The following is a 14,514-nucleotide window of genomic DNA, read 5'->3' as shown; positions in this document are numbered from 1 at the left end:
CGGGGCTCGCGCCAAGTGGCGCGCCCCGGAATGACGTGCGCTACACCGCCCCCACCCAATTGCCGTGAAAGCCGTCGGGTACGCGATGTCCGAGCTGCACGAGCGCGGCGGGCCCGGCCTCGATGTCGGTGGCATTGAACACGGCGAGGTCGCTACGGTTCTCCCGCGCGCGCCAGACCACCGCGAGCAGCCAGCCGTCGCCCTCCGCTGCATCCTTCGACCGCTCGACGAAGACCGGCTCGGAGATCGTGTCGCCGGCCGGCAGCAGATAGTGACCGAGCCGTCTGCCGTTGCCGTCGACATGGACGAGGCCGGACAGCGCGCCGAACATCGGCAGTTTGGGATTGGCGCAGGCGTACCAGCCGTGGCGGCTCTTCAGCCCGGCGTGGCGATCGTCGATGCGCGGGAATTCGCCGGTGAGGTCGTCGAGATAGGTTTGCTGGAAGCGGTCGGTATTCCCTGAGAGATCGAACGTCCAGCGGCAATGGCGGGCGCGCGACTTCTCCGGATCCGTCGGCCGGCCGTCGGGATGTGGAAACAGCGGCGCTTCCTCGAACTGCATGACGTCGGCGACGATGCGGTCTCCGTCCTCCCATGCATTCATGACGTGGAAGACGTAGCAGGCCTCGCCGCGAAACCAGACGATGTCCTTTGCCGTGCCGCTGCGCGTCATCACGCCGACATAGGCGCCCTTGTCCGGCTCCCAGGCATAGGGCGGCCGTCCGCTCATCGCGCGCTCCATGCTGCCGGTGATGGGCAGGATCGGAAACAGCACGTGGTTCGCGGTGACGATGAAGTCGTGCACCATGCTGGCATAGGGCGCCTCGAAGCGCTCGAAGCGCGTCGTCTTGCCGGAGGCATCGATCGATCCGTAGGAGAGGGCGGGTGTCAGCGGCCCCGCGGCGTTGTAGCCGAAGAACACCAGCTCGCCGGTGACCGGATCGATCTTCGGATGCGCGGTGAAACTGCCGGCAACGCGGCCGTGGTAGTTGTGATAGCCGCGCGTGGCGAGCGAGCCCGGCTCGATCTCGGTCGGCAGATGCGCTTCTTCCAGCGCCAGCAGCTTGCCCGCATGGAAGATGATGTTGGTGTTAGCGACGCCGCCGTCGGTCAGGTTCACTGAGGCATCCGGCAGCTTGCGACCGAAGCCGCCGAACAGCGCGCGGCCGGCATCGTGCTCGGCCAGCCATTTCGGCGTGCGGATCCAGCGGTTGCGGTAGCTGGCGCGGCCGTTCTTGAGGTGAAAGGCGTGCAGCATGCCGTCGCCGACGAACCAGTGCGCACCGGGAGAATCGAATTGCGGATTGGGGCCGTTGCGATAGAGCGTGCCGTTCAGCTCGCGCGGCAATTCGCCGACGATCTTGAGGAAGGGCGCGTCGGCCTCGAATGGGATCGGCGCTATATTGTTGCGGCGCTCGGCGACGGCGGCCTGATGCACAGCGGGTCCTCCCCTATCTTTACATCGTAAAGATTTGGTAAGACCCTTCGCGCCTTCCGTCAAGCGAAATCTTTACACTGTCAATATTGCGTCATATAGCTTGCAAATGGCCAAGACCGACACCAAGGGCGAATCGACGCGAGGCTCGCGTGCCCCCAGAAGAACGACGCCGACCGCGGCATCGCGCGCCTCGCGCCGCGCGACGAGCGCGAAGACCGAGACGCCGTATCATCATGGCGCTCTCCGCGAAGCGCTGCTTCAGGCCGCCGAACGTGTGCTCGAGCGCGACGGGCTCGCCGGCCTGACCTTGCGGGCGGTGGCGCGCGAGGCGGGCGTCTCGCATGCCGCGCCGACGCATCATTTCGGCGATCTCACTGGACTCCTCAGCGAGCTCGCGGCCGTCGGCTTCCGCCAGTTCAACGCAGCGATGGCGTCGTCCTGCAATGCCGCCACCACGCCCCTTGAGCGCGCGCTGGCACGGCCGAAGGCCTATGTCGCCTATGCGCAGGCCCATCCGGGCATGTACGGCATCATGTTCCGCACCGAGCGGCTGGACTATTCCAGGCCGTCGCTGCACGAGGCGGCGGAGGCGTCCTTCGCAGGACTTGCCAACGCCATCGGCATGATGCGGCAAGAGCAGATTAGCGGTGACGCGCTAACGCTGGAGCAGGGCGCCGCGATCGCGCGCGCCTGGGCGATGGTGCACGGCTTCACGACGCTGCTGCTCGACGGCCGGCTGAAGGACATCCTCGAGCGGCTGCCCGAGGGGACGACGGCTGAGCGGCTGCTCGAGGCAATGCTGACTGCCCCCATCGCCACGAAACTTCCCGTGTAGCGGTCATCGGCCGGCGAGGCCTAGCGCATCGTGGCAAGCTCGACGGCGCGGCCGCCTGTGCCGATGATTTTCACCTCATCCTTGCCGCAAGCGAAGCCGCGAGCGAAATCGTCCGCAGCCTTGCGCGCGAGCTCGTTGGCGTTCGGGTTGGCGATAGCATCGACATAGGCGACATGGCAGACCGGGCCCGGCGGCAACCGGGTCACGACCAGCATGGCCTTGGTGTTCGGCCGTCCCTGCTCGTCGGGGTCGGCGCTGTCGGCGATGTGCCAGCGCTGGATGATTGCGAACGGCTTTGGGCCCGCCGCGCGCCACTCGACGGTGGTCTCCGATGAATTGAACGGCGCGAACCAGACCTTTGCCGCAGGTTCCCCGGCCGCTTCCTTGCGATTGCGCCCGACCGAGACGATCTCGCGAAGATCGTCCTCATCGATCAGCACCACGAGCCCGTTCTTGCCCGGACAGACGCGTGTCGTGCTGCCGTCGAGATCGCTCGGTTTGCCGACCTGGCGGCAGTTCTTCGGCGCCGTCGAGCTATAGGAGCTGCCTACGGATTGGGCGTTCGCACCATCGAGGACGGCGCTCATCAGCGACAGGGCAAGGCACGCGGAGGTGATGCGGATCATGACGAGGCCTTGATGCAGGGGGAACTCCGTACCATCAGACGTCTTGATTGTGGGCAAGGTTCAAACAGGCCTGACAGCGGCGCGGAATCGTTCTAGAAGAGCGGCTTCGCTTGAAGCTCATCCGGCCTCGTACGCGTCCTCGTTCTCCTGATCATGCCAGCCACATCGTCGAACAAACCCTATCGCGTCGGCCGCTCCAAGACCGGGCTCGGCCTTTTCGCCACCAAACCGATCAAGAAGGGAACCCGGATCATCCGTTATTTCGGGCCGATCCTGGATTCACGCATCCCTGAGCAGGACGAGATCGAGAACAAATATCTGTTCGAGCTCAACGGCCGCTGGACCATCGACGGCTCGGTGCGGAAGAATCTCGCGCGCTACATCAACCATTCCTGCCGGCCCAATGCGGAGTCGGACGTCCGCCCGCGCGAGCGCAAGGTCTTCATCCGCGCCATCAAGAACATCGAGCCCGGCGACGAGATCAACTACGATTACGGCACCGACTATTTCAAAGCCTATCTGAAGCCGATCGGCTGCAAGTGCGTCTCCTGCGAAGCCAAGCGCAAGAAGCTGCGTGCCGAGGCGCGGGCCGAACGCGCCAAGGTGAAGGCACGGACAGAGCGCAAGGTCGCCAAGAAGGCAGGCCCCAAGGCCTCCAAAAAGAAGAAGCTGAACGGTCACGCCGTCGGCAAGCCGAACGGCGGCGCGCGGGCGTAGCCCGGGAATTCAAGAAGCAGTCATTCCGGCGCGAAGCGCAGCATCGAACTATGGTGCGCCGTTGTGCATCTGAGAATCACGAGATTCCGGGTCTGGTGCTGTCGCACCAGCCCGGAATGACGGCGATCGGCAGGTCACGCCGTCGCCACACCCGCACTCTTACGCAATCCCATAAATTGCAGCTCGGCGAACACGCCGGTGGCGATCGCCTGTGCGACGACCATGAGCTCGCCGGCAAGGTTCGGCGACACTGCGCCCGACAGCAGCAGCGCTATGCTGCCGACCGTCCAGGCTGCGTTGCCGGTCACGACCAGCAGGATGAGCGGCTTCGCGACCGTGGTGCGCGAGGCGAGCCAGCCGACCAGGGCGGTGTAGGCGATCAGGAACAGGCCGGTCTCGCGCAGCAGCGCTTCGGGCAGGTTGAACAGCGCTGCGAACGCGCTCGCGCCGAAGGTGAAGCCGAGAGCGGCAAGGCCGCTGAAGATAGCGTCGGCGAGCAGCGCGCGGCGCAGGAAGCTGGATGCATCGATCATCGTGGTCTCCTTGGTTGGGGTAGGCTCGGGGAAAAGCTCAGTACGGTCCGCGCCACCAGGCGCGGAGCAGGCGGGCGAGGCGGAACGGGCAGAGGCTCCTGCCGACGCCGTGCTCGAAGGCGATGACCTGCGCGAGCACATAGTCGCCGGTCGAATGCACGAGCGGCTCGGGCATGTTGAGGCCGCGCGCCAGCATCCGGGTTGCGAGCGTCATGGCCCAGGGCACAAATTGGTCTGCGACGGTCCGGTAGAGCAGCAGCGCGATCATGGTCACCTCCTGTTGCGACCAAGGATGCACGACGGCTGCGCCCCAATTCGATTACCTCGCAAGTAATGGAAGGGCCAAAAGCCGCATGCTAGGTTTCTGGTCATGAACGCACATGCATCCGCGGCACAGGCCGAACGCAGCCAGCCGGTCCATATCGGCGATCATTTGCGCGAATGGCGGCAGCGCCGCCGCATGAGCCAGCTCGATCTCGCCGGCGAGGCCGAAATCTCGGCGCGGCATCTGAGCTTCGTCGAGACCGGCCGCGCCGCGCCCTCGCGCGACATGGTGCTGAGGCTCGCCGAGCGTCTCGACGTGCCCCTGCGCGAACGCAACGTGCTGCTGGTCGCGGCGGGNGGGTTACGCGCCGGCCTTTCCACAGCGCCCGCTGGAGGATCCCGCCTTGAAATCAGCCCGCCAGGCGATCGACCTCGTTCTCAAAGCGCATGAGCCCAATCCCGCGCTTGCGGTGGACAGGCACTGGAACCTGGTCTCGGCCAACCGCATGGTGGCGCCGCTGCTCGAGGGCATCCCGCAGCGTCTGCTCGGCCAGCCCTTCAACGTGCTCAGGCTCGCGTTCCATCCGGAGGCGCTGGCGCCGCGCACGGTCAATCTCGCGGAATGGTGTGGGCATCTGCTGGAGCGGCTGCACCGGCAATGCGAGGCGACGGCCGATCCGGAACTGATCAAGCTCTACAACGACCTGAAGAGCTATCCCATCCCGGCGCGTTCGGCTCCGCTGTCGAGCGACAATGTCGCCATTCCCTTCAAGCTGCGGTATGGCGGAGAGATACTAAGTTTCTTCTCCACCACCATGGTGTTCGGCACGCCCGTTGACATCACACTGTCGGAGCTGGCGCTGGAGACGTTCTTTCCGGCGGACGAGCGTACCGCGGATCGGCTGAAGCAGATCGCGGCAGCTATGACGTAGCGCCCTTGCCTCGGGGCGGGTTCGGCTTATCTTTGGCCAACCTTTATCGCCAAGGAGGCGCCTGACATGAGCACCCTCAAACCGCTCCAGATCGACGTCGTCTCCGACGTAGTGTGTCCCTGGTGCTATATCGGCAAGCACCGGATCGAGAGCGCGCTGGCGCTGGTGCCCGACGTTCCCGTCAAGCTCAATTTCCGTCCCTTCTTCCTCAATCCCTGGGTGCCGCGCGAGGGCATCAGTCGCGAGGCCTATCTCACCCAGAAGTTCGGCTCGGTCGAGGCCTACAAGGGCATTGCCGGACGCGTCGTCGCGGCCGCGAGCGAGGAGGGGCTTGTCTACAAGCCTGAGCTGGTCGCGCGCCAGCCCAACACGACCGACTGCCATCGCCTCATCCTCTGGGCCGAGGCGATCGGCAAGGCGCCCGAGATGAAGCAGCGCCTGATGGAGCTCTATTTCCGCGACGGCGGCGATCTCACCGATGTGAACGTGCTGGTGCAGGCGGCCGCCGATGTCGGCCTCGATGCCGACGATGTGCGCGAGCGCCTTGCCACCGACGAGGACGTCGCACGCGTTTCGGCGGACGCGCAGGAGGCGGCCGAGAAGGGCATTTCCGGTGTGCCGACCTACGTGTTCGCGCACAAATACGCCGTCTCCGGCGCACAGGATCCGAACCTGCTCGCCCGCGCCATCCGCCAGGTCTCTGAGGAGATCAACGCGCAGGCGGCGGAGTAGCTTCTCATTTTCGAAGCAGACGGACCACGCGTCGCGCAGCATCGTGCGCGACGTTCAGGCCGATCAGTGCTGCGTGAACCAGCGCCACCACCGGATCGTGCCGCCGCAGCGGGATCAGGACGTCGCCGATCGCAAAACGTCCGCGCCAGATCGGGTTGATCATGGGGTGATCGGCGCTCGCCGTGGAATCCGCGCTGGCGATGGCGGGATCGGCGCAGAGGTGGCGGGTGAGGTCGAGCGTGAGCTGCACGCCCGGCGAATATTTCGCGAAGCCCTCGTCGATGCCGAGCTTGAAGAAGAAGGCGCGGTCCTGGTGCCGCAGCACGATGCCGGCGGCGACCGGAATCGTGCCGGCGCGAAGCGTCGCGATCTCGCACTGTGCGGTCTCCGCCAGGGCCGGTACGGCGCGGCGGATGAAGGTCGTATCGCCCGCATGCTGGATCAGCGCGGTGCCGCGCTTGCCCTTCCAGCCGCTGGCCTCGAGCTGCAGGAATGTTTCAAGCGCCGGCCTGATCTCGTCGGGGCTTCGCGCAACCTCGAACACGACGGGGCCGTGCTCTTCCAGGCGATGGCGTTGGCGGCGCAGCTCCTTGAGCTTTTTGGTGCCGAGCGCGTCGCGCAACAGAATTTCGCCATCCTGTGTCGCGTCGAGGCTGGCGCGGATGTAGGAGGAGAGCACGCGCGGCTTCAGGCCGTCGCGGTTCAGGACCTGCCTGAGTGCATTCATCGCCGCGCCGTCGACCGCGACGTCGTTCAGCACGAGCGCATGGGCGCCGGCCTCGCGTGCCTGCTGCAACAGGCGGCTGGCCGCCTCGAGCGGAGCATCGCGGTCGATCAGCGGGCTGCACAGCGTGCCATAGGGATGCGCGCTCACCAGCGCGGGCAGGGGAATCTTTTGGGCGTGCCACAGTGAGGTCACCGGCATCAGCCCGATCAGCCGTGCCGAAGAGCTGTCGAATGCGGGCAGCGCCGAGGCGCCCGCGCGGCCGCGCGCGGTGGCACTGACGGCCAGCTCCCAGCCGGGCAGGTAATACCCGTTTCGCTCGATCGCGCGCTGCGCCAGCGCGCGCCATTGGCCGGGATCGATCGTCGCAAGCGGGACGCACGCGCGTGTCGTCGCGGCATCGCTTACCGATGCCGGGTTGATCGCAGCCTGATGCGCGATGTCGACCACGTCCCGTCGTCCCCGTTCACGCGGGCTTGAGCCCGTGTTACGCGTCATGCTTAGCGCAAAGATTGGAAAATACCGTTGAGAGGCCGCTGCAATTCGAGCGGTAGTGTTAACACTTCATTCAGCATCCGGTCGCGGCCGCCTCCGGCTGTTCCCTGGAATGATGGCTAGTCGCCCGGCACGAAGTGATCGCGGGTGCTGGCGCGACCGCCGCTGGCCGTATCGGTGATGGTGATCTCGACATCGCGGGAGGTCTTCAGCAGGTCGGTCGGGCCGACCTGCACCGACAGCCTGACCTCGCGGGTCTGATCCTGTCCGACCTCGATCACGGGCTTGCCGTCTGGGCCGGCCTCGATACCGGCGACGCGAATGGTCGCACCGGGCAATCCCGAGACCTCCAGCGCAAACGATCGCCTTACGCCCTTGTTGAGGATGCGCACGGTGTAGTCGTTGCGCACCCCGCCGTCCGAGAGCTGAACGAACAGCGGATTGCGCTCATGCAGCACGTTCACGTCCATCGTCGTACGGGTAGCGAGGGCATAGAGCATGATGCTTCCGACGATGGCGATGGCCGCGGCATAGATCAGCGCGCGCGGACGAATGATGCGATAGACCGGTGCCTTGCCCTCGCGCCGGCGCTGAATGTTGATGTCGGTATCATAGCCGATCAGGCCTTGCGGGCGACCGATCTCCTGCATGACGTTGTTGCAGGCATCGATGCATAGGCCGCACTGAATGCAGCCGAGCTGGATGCCGTTGCGGATGTCGACGCCGGTCGGGCAGACATTGATGCACTGGTGGCAGTCGACGCAGTCGCCGGCGGGATCACCGTGGGCACGGGCCGCATCCGCCTTCTTCACCGACATGCGCGGCTCGCCGCGGTCGCGGCGATATGTGACGTTGAGCGCCCATTCGTCGGTCAGCGCCGCCTGGATGCGCGGCCACGGACACATGTAGATGCACATCTGCTCGCGGGCGTGACCGGCAAAGACATAGGTCGTGGCGGTGAGGATGCCGATCCAGAGATAGGCGATGAACGGGGCCTGGAAGGTGGCGAGCTCCTTCACCAGCGTCGGCGCGTCGGAAAAGTAGAGCACCCAGGCGCCGCCGGTCCACCAGGCGATCATGATCCAGAGAAAGTGCTTCAGCGTGACCTTGCGGATGTGATCGAAGGTCCAGTAGCGCTTGTCGCCCTGCATGCGCTCGCGCCGGTCGCCCTCGACCCAGCGCTCCACCGCGTAGAACAAGTCGGTCCACACCGTCTGCGGGCACATGTAGCCGCACCACAGCCGGCCGGCGACCGCATTCATCAGGAACAGCGTCATGGCCGCGATGATCAAGAGGCCGGTGAAATAGTAGACCTCCTGCGGCCACAACTCGATGAAGAAGAAGTAGAAGCGCCGATGCGGAAGGTCGATCAGCGCGGCCTGGTCCGGCAGGCCCGGCCCGCGGTTCCAAACGGCAGGAGATAGTAGGTTCCGAGCGTGATGCAGAGGATTGCCCATTTGATGCGGCGGAACGGGCCGCCGACGGATTGGGGATAGACCTTCCTGCGCTTTTCGTAGAGAGGCCCCTCGATGTAGGTCTCGTCGCTCATCCCGTGCGTCCCCGCTTGCGTCAGCGAATTCCTATTCCGGCGCGCAGAAGAGGCGGTACAAGGTCTCCAGCACCGAACGAACCTCCTGGCTCGCGATGCTGTAGTATATGGTCTGGCCGTCCCGCCTGGGTTTGATCAGGCTCAACGCGCGCATCTTTCCGAGGTGTTGGGATAGTGCGGCCGACGACAGGCCGGCGATGTCTGCGAGTTCGCCGACGGACTTTTCGCCGTCCAGCATGTTGCAGAGAACCAGGAGGCGCTTGGGATTGCCCATGGCGGTGAGGAGGCGGGAGGCCTCTTCGGCCTTCTCCTCCAGAGCGAGCAGCTCCTGATTGCGGGGCTTGCGTTTCATACCCGCCATATATATTAGAACATTCGAAAATAAGAAATAACTAAAATAACGCTATTCGGTGCCCCGCAGGGCACTCTCGCTCGGGAGAGGCTCATGGTCTCGACATCATTTACGCCGATCGCGTCCCTCGTTGGCGGCGCGATGATCGGCCTCGCCGCCGTGCTGCTGATGTGGGCGACGGGGCGGATTGCCGGCGTCAGCGGCATCGCGGCGCGGCTGTTTCCGCCCTATGAGGACCGCGAATTCGCCGGGCGCCTCGCCTTCGTCGCCGGTCTCGTTGCCGCGCCCGTGCTGGTGCGGCTCGTCACTGGAAGCCTGCCAGTGCAGACGATCGCGGCAGGGCCGGCCGTCCTGATCGTCGGCGGATTGCTCACGGGTTTCGGTTCGGTGTGGGGCAGTGGCTGCACCTCCGGCCACGGCGTCTGCGGCCTGTCGCGGCTGTCGGTGCGCTCGCTGGTCGCGACCGTGACCTTCATGGCGGCCGGCATGGCGACCGTCTTCGTGATGCGGCACTGGAGTTGATGGCGATGGCAATCCTGGTTCAATTCGTGATCGGCCTGATCTTCGGCATCGGCCTCATCGTCTCCGGCATGGCGAACCCGGCCAAGGTGCTGAACTTCCTGGACGTCGGCGGTATTCCGGCGGGGACATGGGATGCGAGCCTCGCCTTCGTGATGGGGGGCGCGGTGGCCGTGACCTTCATCGGCTTCAGCCGGGTCCTGAAGCTCGCGCGTCCGTTCTTCGCCGATCGATTCTATCTGCCGACACGGCGAGACATCGATCCCAGGATTGTCGCAGGTCCCGCGATCTTCGGTATCGGCTGGGGATTGGCAGGCTTCTGTCCGGGGCCGGCGCTGACTGCGCTCGGATTCGGCTCGGTCTCCGCCGTCATCTTCGTTGCAGCGATGTGCGCCGGCATGGTGCTCGCCCGCTTCGTCGCTCACCTGCCGTCATTGACGCGCTTGGTCACGCCGGCCGATCCGCTCGAAACTTGAAGTCACCGTAGAGAGTTGAGTCATGGACAAGAACTATCCTGAGATCACCAGGCAAATCTCCGCCAACATGAAAAAGCTGCGGAGCGACATTCCCGACACCATGAAGGGATTTGCAGCGTTGGCCCAGGCGGCGACGCGCGACGGCGCGCTGAACAAGAAGACCAAGGAGTTGATCGCGCTGGCGCTCGGCGTTGCGGCGCATTGCGACGGCTGCATCGGCTTTCACACCGCGGCGCTCGTCAAGCTCGGTGCGACGCGCGATGAGGTCGAGGAGACGCTCGGTATGGCCGTCTATATGGGCGGCGGACCGTCGCTGATGTACGCCGCCGATGCAATCGCGGCCTACGAGCAGTTCCAGCAGCAACCGGTCGACGCCTGACGGTGCTTGGTCACATGGAAACGAGACCGGACGAGCATGCTCGTCCGGTCCCGTCCATCATGGCTTCATCGGCTACCAGCGGTCGTCGCCGACGCCCACACCGACGCTGACGCCGGGCGTACGGATGCCGACGCCGGCACGCGGACCGTCGTCCCAGTCGCGATAGGTGCGGTGCTCATAATAGCGGTCGCGCGGCATCCTGGCATAGGAGTCGCGCACGACCACGCGTGCGCCGCCGCGGGTGCGATAGCAATTGCCGGCGTCGTCGCACACAAGCCGGACCTGCTGAATGAGATCGGGGCTGGCGTATTCGCCGGTCGTGTAGATGTCGGCAGCCTTCGCGCCGCTCGCCGCGGCGAGGGCCCCGACACCGGCCAGCAGTGCAATCGTAAACGTCCTCATCCTGTCCTCCTCGATACTGCCCTTGGCGGTAACAAGAATGGGAGGCAGGGATCGTTCCGGCTGATTTACAGGTTTTTCCCGGAACTGGCTTGTGCCGCAATGTTCCCCGCTTGGGGCCCATCGCGACGGAGCCGCAATGTTGACTGCTTCGGGGCGGTTGCCGAATGCTCCGACGTCAGGTCGGAAAGATCAGGCACGTCGTCGAGCCGTGGGCGAGCAGCCGGCCCTTGGCGTCCGTCACGCGTCCGTCCGCTGTCCCAACGCGGCGGCCGCAGTTCAGGACCTTGCCTTCTACGATGATCGGGCCAGTGTCCGGTGTGATGGGCCGCAGCAGGGAAATCTTGAATTCGAGCGTCGTCTGGCTGGTCCCCTTGTCGAGCATCGACTGGATGGCCAATCCCATGCTGCTGTCGAGCAGCGTGGCGGTCAGTCCGCCATGCACCGTTCCAGCCGGGTTGAGATGTGCATCGGTTGGCGTCAGCGCGATGACGACGCGGCCGCTCTCTGCCTCCACCACGTCATAACCGAGCGTCTTTGCAATGGTGTTGAGAGGCAGCGTCCCGTCCGCAAGGCCCTGGACAAATTCGAGCCCGCTCATCTGCTTCTGCCGTTCGGGGCTGACCGTCCCATAAGCCCTGGTCGTCATGCTGCTCTCCTTGCTCAACGTGTCCCAATCGGCAGCACGGCCGCTTTCCTCCGGAAGGCCGACGGTGGTCGACCGTAAAGCCGTGTGAACGCGGTGCTCATCCGCCGCGCGCTCGAGAAGCCGGATCGCTCTGCCACCGCGGCGATCGGAAGATCGCCTGCATCGAGCAGACGCTTGGCGCGTTGCACGCGTCGCGACTGCGCCACTTGCAGCGGCGATGCATCGAGATGACGGGCGAACAAGCGCGCCAGGTGACGCGGGCCGACACCCAATCGTTCGGCCAGACTTTCCACGCTGCCCCGATCGAGCTCGCCGTCCTCGATGAGAGACAGCGCGCGTTCGACGGTCGTCCGGGTGCCCTTCCATGCGGGACAGAACGGAGCCGTTTCGGGGCGGCATCGCAGGCAGGGGCGAAAACCGGCATGTTCGGCCGCAGCCGCACTGCGATAGAAGACGACGTTGCGGGCGAGCGGAGTCCGCGCCGGACAGACCGGACGACAATAGACGCCGGTGGTCTTGACTGCGACGAAGACCAGGCCGTCAGCCGTTGCATCGCGGCGGCGAAGGGCTTCGTAATGTGCGTCGAAGTCGAGCATGAAGTCGCTATAGCGGCCCCACTTCCGCAACGCGAGTCCGATGCGAAGACCGTGTCCGAAAACGACCGAAGCAGCGGCGCGTCCATCGTGTGGATTTGCAAACCCTGCAGCGGGCGCTGTCGTCGATGATCCGTCAGATCGGCTCGTAAGTCTCGGTCCCGCAGATGTCGTCGGCTTCCGCACGGCGGCGATCGACGACCCTTCCGCCGGTGATGGTCACGACGTAGGTCTGGAAGCCGAGTGGAGAGCCGGTGGCGGAGGTGAGCTGCGCGCGCACGCACGCGGTCCAGCCCGGTCCGCGCACCTCGTGATGGGGCGGGGCGACATGCACCTCCCGTGGATAGGACGTGGTGAGGAACACCACGTCGATCTGCTCGCGCACGACGCGCTTGACGTCCGGGGGCGGCTCCGGCGGAGACTGCTCGGCTTCCTTCATGCGCATGAACTCAGGCACCGGCGCCCGGCTGTCGGCAAAGCCGCAGGCACCGAGCGCGAGCGCGCCGGCCAGCAGCGTCGCATTGGCAATGATCCGCAACATCCGTGAAGGTCCCCTGCGGGCAGACAGATAGGCACGAATGCGATCAGGCGAAGTCCGCCCCGATCAACATTTGCTGAAGGGGCGGAGGCTGCGGCATTTGCTATTACGGGATTGCAGGCTAGTTTGTACCCCAGGCGAGGGGGATTGCACTGATGAGGATTTTGGTGATAGCGGCTGCGCTGCTGGCGCTGGCGTGCGGTTCGGCCCAGGCACAGGGGCGGCGCCAGCCCAGTGACGGCGGCGCCAAGCCGGCGGACAACACGCCCAAGGTCGACGAGAAGGCCTACAAGGCCGCGCTCGAGCGCATTCCCGAGCCCAAGGAAAAGTACGATCCGTGGGGCGGGGCCCGCCCGAGCGAACCTGCCAAGAAGCCGAAATGAGCGACGGACATCGACGGTCATTCTGAGGCCGGCACGTCGATCGGCGACAGCAACGTTACGTTCGACCCGCGACCGGGCGAAGGGCTGCTCTTGAGAGCGCGCACGACCAATCGTCCCGGCGGAAGATGTCCTTTCGTCGTCGGCGGTCATGCTCGCGATCATCGCGCGCGTTGCCAGCAAGCTTGCGCCCCTGCGCTGCAATCATATCAAGCAATCATCATCGTGTTGTGCATGCGATGCGAACGGTCGTTCACATCACGCGTGCTATTGCACGAAAGCGAGGCCGACGCGTCTGTCGCTGCGCCATACGGGGCGGCAATTCCGCACGAAATTGTCACATGCGATCGAGAGCGTGAACCATTGCGGCAATGTGACGGGGCTGTCGAGGTCGATTGCGGCGCCGCCTGCCGACATGTTTCGCACCGTGCACGCGATGCCGCTGTCTTCGAAGGTGATCGTTCCGCCCTTGAAAACACGGTGACGCTGTGTTGTGCGCTTCTCGATCATCGGCATTAATCCAAACTGACGATTGTGAAATAGTGCATAGAAATTACGTTGAAATGAACTCAATACTGGCGCTACTTGCATCGCGCTTCAGACTTCGTTTACGACGTTGGAGCGTGAGTCACTCCCCGCCGACTTTCCTCACAAGCCTTTCCTTTATGGCGTTACGCGCCGATGGAGATTCCGATGAAGACCACGCTTTCGATCCTGTTCGCCGCAGCGCTCTCGCTGACGTCCATGCCTGCCCACGCCGTCAAGTGGGACCTCTCGACCATGACCTGCAAGCAATTCCTCGAAAGCGGCCAAGACAACATCGCGGTCGTGCTGACCTGGATGGACGGCTGGTACAAGGGCGACGAAGACAACGCGATCATCGACACCGAAGTGTTCATCGAGAACGCCAAGAAGTTCGGTGCCTATTGCGGAAAGAATCCGACTGTCAGCGTCGTCACCGCGGCCGACGAGATCCTCGGCAAGTAATTCTCGAAAGTGGGTTGACTGAAGCGCGGATGAAATCGCGCGTCAGGATCTCGCTTCGATGCGATCGTGACGGAGAGCCGCGGTGCGTCTTATGCCCACGCGGCTCTCTTTTTTTGGGATGATGTTATCCCGGCAGCATCGCGAACGCGCTCGATACCATCGCCACCTGCTTGTTGTCGGCGGCCGAGAGCAGCGTGACGCGGCCAAAGCTCATGGTGCGGCCGAGCCGCACCACGCGGGCGTCGGCAAGCACGTCCGAAGACGAGACCGCGCGCATGAAATGCGTGGTCTGGTCGACCGTCGTCATCGGACGATAGCCACGATTGGCGGCAAGGTTCGCGATCACCATCGCGGTGTCGGCGAACGCCATCAGGGCCTGGCCGCAGACCACCCCGCC

21 protein-coding genes and 2 pseudogenes are annotated in these 14,514 nt (G+C 64.8%); 10 read left to right on the top strand and 13 right to left on the bottom strand.

The annotated features are described in order from the left end of the window. Nucleotides 1-40: 40 nt before the first annotated feature. On the bottom strand, nt 41-1,438 hold the full coding sequence (locus tag A5906_RS31995) for a carotenoid oxygenase family protein (protein WP_080139136.1): 1,398 nt from the start codon (nt 1,436-1,438) through the stop codon (nt 41-43). A 106-nt stretch (nt 1,439-1,544) separates the two neighbouring features. On the opposite strand from A5906_RS31995, the gene A5906_RS31990 reads away from it, so the two are divergent. Further along, complete coding sequence (locus tag A5906_RS31990) at nt 1,545-2,273, top strand: TetR/AcrR family transcriptional regulator (RefSeq protein WP_080139135.1); 729 nt, start codon at nt 1,545-1,547, stop codon at nt 2,271-2,273. Between the two features lie 20 nt (nt 2,274-2,293). On the opposite strand, the gene A5906_RS31985 is transcribed toward A5906_RS31990, so the two are convergent. After that, nucleotides 2,294-2,899 carry a hypothetical protein gene (locus A5906_RS31985; RefSeq protein WP_080139134.1) on the bottom strand — a complete coding sequence of 202 codons (606 nt, stop codon included), beginning with the start codon at nt 2,897-2,899 and terminating at the stop codon, nt 2,294-2,296. A 153-nt stretch (nt 2,900-3,052) separates the two neighbouring features. On the opposite strand from A5906_RS31985, the gene A5906_RS31980 reads away from it, so the two are divergent. Further along, entirely contained in the window at nt 3,053-3,616 is a 564-nt protein-coding gene (locus A5906_RS31980) for an SET domain-containing protein (RefSeq protein WP_080139133.1), read from the top strand. A gap of 134 nt (nt 3,617-3,750) precedes the next feature. On the opposite strand, the gene A5906_RS31975 is transcribed toward A5906_RS31980, so the two are convergent. Further along, nucleotides 3,751-4,149: a hypothetical protein gene (locus A5906_RS31975; protein ID WP_080139132.1), complete on the bottom strand. Its 399-nt coding sequence runs from the start codon at nt 4,147-4,149 to the stop codon at nt 3,751-3,753. A 37-nt stretch (nt 4,150-4,186) separates the two neighbouring features. Beyond that, nucleotides 4,187-4,417: a hypothetical protein gene (locus A5906_RS31970; protein WP_080139159.1), complete on the bottom strand. Its 231-nt coding sequence runs from the start codon at nt 4,415-4,417 to the stop codon at nt 4,187-4,189. 102 nt (nt 4,418-4,519) lie between these two features. Between A5906_RS31970 and A5906_RS45450 the strand changes: the two are divergent. The 3 genes and pseudogenes from A5906_RS45450 to A5906_RS31960 all read left to right on the top strand — a co-directional run. Beyond that, a pseudogene (locus tag A5906_RS45450) lies at nt 4,520-4,770 on the top strand (helix-turn-helix domain-containing protein); the annotation flags it as partial. A gap of 1 nt (nt 4,771) precedes the next feature. Further along, the coding region (locus tag A5906_RS31965) for an MmyB family transcriptional regulator (protein WP_245327023.1) at nt 4,772-5,345 on the top strand (574 nt) is incomplete at its 5' end. A 66-nt stretch (nt 5,346-5,411) separates the two neighbouring features. Continuing rightward, nucleotides 5,412-6,077: a DsbA family oxidoreductase gene (locus A5906_RS31960; protein ID WP_080139131.1), complete on the top strand. Its 666-nt coding sequence runs from the start codon at nt 5,412-5,414 to the stop codon at nt 6,075-6,077. Nucleotides 6,078-6,081: 4 nt separating this feature from the next. On the opposite strand, the gene A5906_RS31955 is transcribed toward A5906_RS31960, so the two are convergent. The 3 genes and pseudogenes from A5906_RS31955 to A5906_RS31945 form a co-directional block, all read right to left on the bottom strand. Then, on the bottom strand, nt 6,082-7,251 hold the full coding sequence (locus A5906_RS31955; protein ID WP_080139130.1) for a GNAT family N-acetyltransferase: 1,170 nt from the start codon (nt 7,249-7,251) through the stop codon (nt 6,082-6,084). Between the two features lie 164 nt (nt 7,252-7,415). Next, nucleotides 7,416-8,845 (bottom strand): annotated as a pseudogene (gene ccoG / locus A5906_RS31950) (cytochrome c oxidase accessory protein CcoG). A gap of 31 nt (nt 8,846-8,876) precedes the next feature. Beyond that, nucleotides 8,877-9,197 (bottom strand): ArsR/SmtB family transcription factor, encoded by a 321-nt coding sequence (locus tag A5906_RS31945; RefSeq protein ID WP_080139129.1) that lies wholly within the window; start codon nt 9,195-9,197, stop codon nt 8,877-8,879. A gap of 93 nt (nt 9,198-9,290) precedes the next feature. Here A5906_RS31945 and A5906_RS31940 point away from each other — a divergent pair, with 93 nt between their 5' ends. The 3 genes from A5906_RS31940 to A5906_RS31930 are packed head-to-tail and all read left to right on the top strand — an operon-like array spanning nt 9,291 to nt 10,571. Next, on the top strand, nt 9,291-9,719 hold the full coding sequence (locus tag A5906_RS31940; protein ID WP_080139128.1) for a YeeE/YedE family protein: 429 nt from the start codon (nt 9,291-9,293) through the stop codon (nt 9,717-9,719). A gap of 5 nt (nt 9,720-9,724) precedes the next feature. Then, nucleotides 9,725-10,192: a YeeE/YedE family protein gene (locus tag A5906_RS31935; protein WP_080139158.1), complete on the top strand. Its 468-nt coding sequence runs from the start codon at nt 9,725-9,727 to the stop codon at nt 10,190-10,192. A 22-nt stretch (nt 10,193-10,214) separates the two neighbouring features. Continuing rightward, nucleotides 10,215-10,571, top strand: a complete 357-nt coding sequence (locus A5906_RS31930) for a carboxymuconolactone decarboxylase family protein (RefSeq protein WP_080139127.1) — start codon at nt 10,215-10,217, stop codon at nt 10,569-10,571. A 72-nt stretch (nt 10,572-10,643) separates the two neighbouring features. On the opposite strand, the gene A5906_RS31925 is transcribed toward A5906_RS31930, so the two are convergent. The 4 genes from A5906_RS31925 to A5906_RS31910 form a co-directional block, all read right to left on the bottom strand. Beyond that, nucleotides 10,644-10,973 carry a hypothetical protein gene (locus A5906_RS31925; protein WP_080139126.1) on the bottom strand — a complete coding sequence of 110 codons (330 nt, stop codon included), beginning with the start codon at nt 10,971-10,973 and terminating at the stop codon, nt 10,644-10,646. Nucleotides 10,974-11,148: 175 nt separating this feature from the next. Then, entirely contained in the window at nt 11,149-11,619 is a 471-nt protein-coding gene (locus A5906_RS31920; protein ID WP_080139156.1) for a PaaI family thioesterase, read from the bottom strand. A gap of 14 nt (nt 11,620-11,633) precedes the next feature. Further along, a complete protein-coding gene (locus A5906_RS31915; RefSeq protein WP_080139157.1) occupies nt 11,634-12,215 on the bottom strand; it encodes a bifunctional transcriptional activator/DNA repair enzyme AdaA in 582 nt (193 codons plus the stop codon). 133 nt (nt 12,216-12,348) lie between these two features. After that, entirely contained in the window at nt 12,349-12,753 is a 405-nt protein-coding gene (locus tag A5906_RS31910) for a hypothetical protein (RefSeq protein WP_080139125.1), read from the bottom strand. Between the two features lie 152 nt (nt 12,754-12,905). Between A5906_RS31910 and A5906_RS31905 the strand changes: the two genes are divergently transcribed. Beyond that, nucleotides 12,906-13,133, top strand: coding sequence for a hypothetical protein (locus A5906_RS31905; protein ID WP_080139124.1), 228 nt, complete (start codon nt 12,906-12,908; stop codon nt 13,131-13,133). A 264-nt stretch (nt 13,134-13,397) separates the two neighbouring features. Here A5906_RS31905 and A5906_RS31900 read toward each other — a convergent pair whose 3' ends face one another. Continuing rightward, nucleotides 13,398-13,646: a PilZ domain-containing protein gene (locus tag A5906_RS31900; protein ID WP_245327022.1), complete on the bottom strand. Its 249-nt coding sequence runs from the start codon at nt 13,644-13,646 to the stop codon at nt 13,398-13,400. Between the two features lie 177 nt (nt 13,647-13,823). On the opposite strand from A5906_RS31900, the gene A5906_RS31895 reads away from it, so the two are divergent. Further along, complete coding sequence (locus tag A5906_RS31895) at nt 13,824-14,117, top strand: HdeA family protein (RefSeq protein WP_080139154.1); 294 nt, start codon at nt 13,824-13,826, stop codon at nt 14,115-14,117. Between the two features lie 124 nt (nt 14,118-14,241). Here A5906_RS31895 and A5906_RS45445 read toward each other — a convergent pair. Next, nucleotides 14,242-14,514, bottom strand: a 273-nt coding sequence (locus tag A5906_RS45445; RefSeq protein ID WP_245327021.1) for a PaaI family thioesterase, incomplete at its 5' end; no start/stop codon positions are given.

The organism is Bradyrhizobium sacchari, assembly GCF_002068095.1.
GTDB classification, from domain to species: Bacteria; Pseudomonadota; Alphaproteobacteria; order Rhizobiales; family Xanthobacteraceae; genus Bradyrhizobium; species Bradyrhizobium sacchari.
This window is presented reverse-complemented; position numbering and strand designations above follow the sequence as displayed.

Excerpts from the sequence above, each read along its gene's own strand:
- A5906_RS31915 (WP_080139157.1), bottom strand. The coding sequence starts at position 12,215 with ATGCTCGACTTCGACGCACATTACGAAGCCCTTCGCCGCCGCGATGCA.
- A5906_RS31900 (WP_245327022.1), bottom strand. The coding sequence starts at position 13,646 with ATGCCGATGATCGAGAAGCGCACAACACAGCGTCACCGTGTTTTCAAG.
- A5906_RS31930 (WP_080139127.1), top strand. The coding sequence starts at position 10,215 with ATGGACAAGAACTATCCTGAGATCACCAGGCAAATCTCCGCCAACATG.
- A5906_RS31960 (WP_080139131.1), top strand. The coding sequence starts at position 5,412 with ATGAGCACCCTCAAACCGCTCCAGATCGACGTCGTCTCCGACGTAGTG.
- A5906_RS31945 (WP_080139129.1), bottom strand. The coding sequence starts at position 9,197 with ATGAAACGCAAGCCCCGCAATCAGGAGCTGCTCGCTCTGGAGGAGAAG.
- A5906_RS31940 (WP_080139128.1), top strand. The coding sequence starts at position 9,291 with ATGGTCTCGACATCATTTACGCCGATCGCGTCCCTCGTTGGCGGCGCG.
- A5906_RS31980 (WP_080139133.1), top strand. The coding sequence starts at position 3,053 with ATGCCAGCCACATCGTCGAACAAACCCTATCGCGTCGGCCGCTCCAAG.
- A5906_RS31910 (WP_080139125.1), bottom strand. The coding sequence starts at position 12,753 with ATGTTGCGGATCATTGCCAATGCGACGCTGCTGGCCGGCGCGCTCGCG.
- A5906_RS31985 (WP_080139134.1), bottom strand. The coding sequence starts at position 2,899 with ATGATCCGCATCACCTCCGCGTGCCTTGCCCTGTCGCTGATGAGCGCC.
- A5906_RS31975 (WP_080139132.1), bottom strand. The coding sequence starts at position 4,149 with ATGATCGATGCATCCAGCTTCCTGCGCCGCGCGCTGCTCGCCGACGCT.
- A5906_RS31895 (WP_080139154.1), top strand. The coding sequence starts at position 13,824 with ATGAAGACCACGCTTTCGATCCTGTTCGCCGCAGCGCTCTCGCTGACG.
- A5906_RS31935 (WP_080139158.1), top strand. The coding sequence starts at position 9,725 with ATGGCAATCCTGGTTCAATTCGTGATCGGCCTGATCTTCGGCATCGGC.
- A5906_RS31990 (WP_080139135.1), top strand. The coding sequence starts at position 1,545 with ATGGCCAAGACCGACACCAAGGGCGAATCGACGCGAGGCTCGCGTGCC.
- A5906_RS31905 (WP_080139124.1), top strand. The coding sequence starts at position 12,906 with ATGAGGATTTTGGTGATAGCGGCTGCGCTGCTGGCGCTGGCGTGCGGT.
- A5906_RS31920 (WP_080139156.1), bottom strand. The coding sequence starts at position 11,619 with ATGACGACCAGGGCTTATGGGACGGTCAGCCCCGAACGGCAGAAGCAG.
- A5906_RS31970 (WP_080139159.1), bottom strand. The coding sequence starts at position 4,417 with ATGATCGCGCTGCTGCTCTACCGGACCGTCGCAGACCAATTTGTGCCC.
- A5906_RS31925 (WP_080139126.1), bottom strand. The coding sequence starts at position 10,973 with ATGAGGACGTTTACGATTGCACTGCTGGCCGGTGTCGGGGCCCTCGCC.